General features: G+C 39.2%; 1 protein-coding gene. It reads left to right on the top strand.

Features of this window, described 5'->3' with window-relative positions; translation table 11 throughout:
* Window positions 1-275: 275 nt before the first annotated feature.
* Window positions 276-1644: two-component regulator propeller domain-containing protein (locus AB5935_RS25450; RefSeq protein ID WP_368327811.1), on the top strand; the 1369-nt coding region annotated here is incomplete at its 3' end.

The following is a 1644-nucleotide window of genomic DNA, read 5'->3' as shown; positions in this document are numbered from 1 at the left end:
GGAAAGACTATTCAGATTCCGGCACGTTCTATTATAACGCTTCAGAGTTACTAATAAAACAACTTTATTTTCTTTATTTTTTTGAGGAGAATAATACATCTATGTGCCCGTCTATTGCTGTAAAAGTAATAGGCGGGCATAGTGTATAAGAAGAGGTCTTTCATAGACAATAGAGGAATTTTTTGGTCTCTATATCCTTTCTTCGGGTTACAGGGGTTAAAGCTGAAAATGCCATATATCAGTTTAGTTAAAACCCTCATGCGGACTATTATTTTATGAAAAGACATATTATCTTTGCCTGCATATATGAATATGTCTGTACCATGGTGATGAAAAAGTTTACGTTCTTGTTGATTACATTGTTCAGTAGTACCCTGATTCTTTTAGCCGATAACCCCTACCGTTCGTATACTGTAGCAGACGGACTGTCCAACAGTACGGTAAAAGCTATCTATCAGGACGAGATGGGATATATATGGTTAGGGACAAAGGACGGGTTGAATCGTTTGGATGGTTATGAAATTAAAAATTTCTTTTATGAATCCGATGAGACCGTCAGACAATCCAATGATATTGTCAGTATCACAGGAGACAGGCAAGGCAGAATGTGGATTGGAACTTTTAATGGAATTACACTTTTCGATCCCTTTGAGGAGAAATATATAGATTTAGCCACTTTATATAAAGGTTGCGAATTGCCTCGTGGGGTGGTGGTTGGTCTGTCGATAGCATCAGACGGAGCAGTATGGGTGGTTACCAAAATGGGGGTATATATCCTTCGGAATGGAAAATGTACTTGTTTGGAAGCGTTAAGAGGACTTTATATAAACAGTATGGCACCCAGTGCAGATAATTCTCTTCTCTTGAATGTAGCAAACAAAGGTATCCTTAGACTGGATACACGAACTTCCCGTTTCTCGTATATTCTGAAAGGCCCGGATTATCCGGCATTTCTGAAAATCTTTCAGGACGAAAAAGAACGTACCTGGTTGGCCTCTTCTCTGGATAATTTACAACTTTATAATCCGGTTACCAGTACAGCAACAAAAATTGAAGTGAATTTCCCGGCTGATATGAGTGTATGGAAAGGACAGGTGCATGATATAAAGGTGTATAACGATTCTCTTTTACTATTAGCTACAGATAATGGGTTAGCTGTGATGAATGAACATACACATGTTATTAGCCGGACATTTGAAGAATGTATTCCTTCCGGACTGCTTGCTAACCGTCGTTTGATGAGTCTTTACAAAGACAAACAGGGATCGTTATGGTTGGGGACCTTCAATGAAGGTGCTCTGTTTTATAATGCCAGACAATATCTATTCCGTTATCATCCGCTGACTTTGAATATAAATCAGCCGATACGGGTGACCGGAAAACTGATAGAGGCGCAGGGGAAATTATGGATCGGACATAATAGAGGGATATGTACTTTAAACCTGGCTAACGGTAAAGTGGAGGAAGTCCGGTTACCAATAGGAAAAGTAGGAGCTAGTGAAGATGAAGTATACTATATGTTTCAGAATAATGAGAATGAGATACTTTTCTATGTACTCAATAAAGGAGTATACCCGCCGAATCTTCGAGATCTTCCTATTAGTAAGGACATGATGGATATGTTCCCCCCGGATGCACAGATAC

This window comes from Phocaeicola sp. RTP21198st1_B8_RTP21198_201120, assembly GCF_040929485.1.
Taxonomy (GTDB): domain Bacteria; phylum Bacteroidota; class Bacteroidia; order Bacteroidales; family Bacteroidaceae; genus Phocaeicola; species Phocaeicola dorei.
Note: the sequence above shows the minus strand (reverse complement) of the source record. Positions and strands in the feature narration are given on the sequence as shown.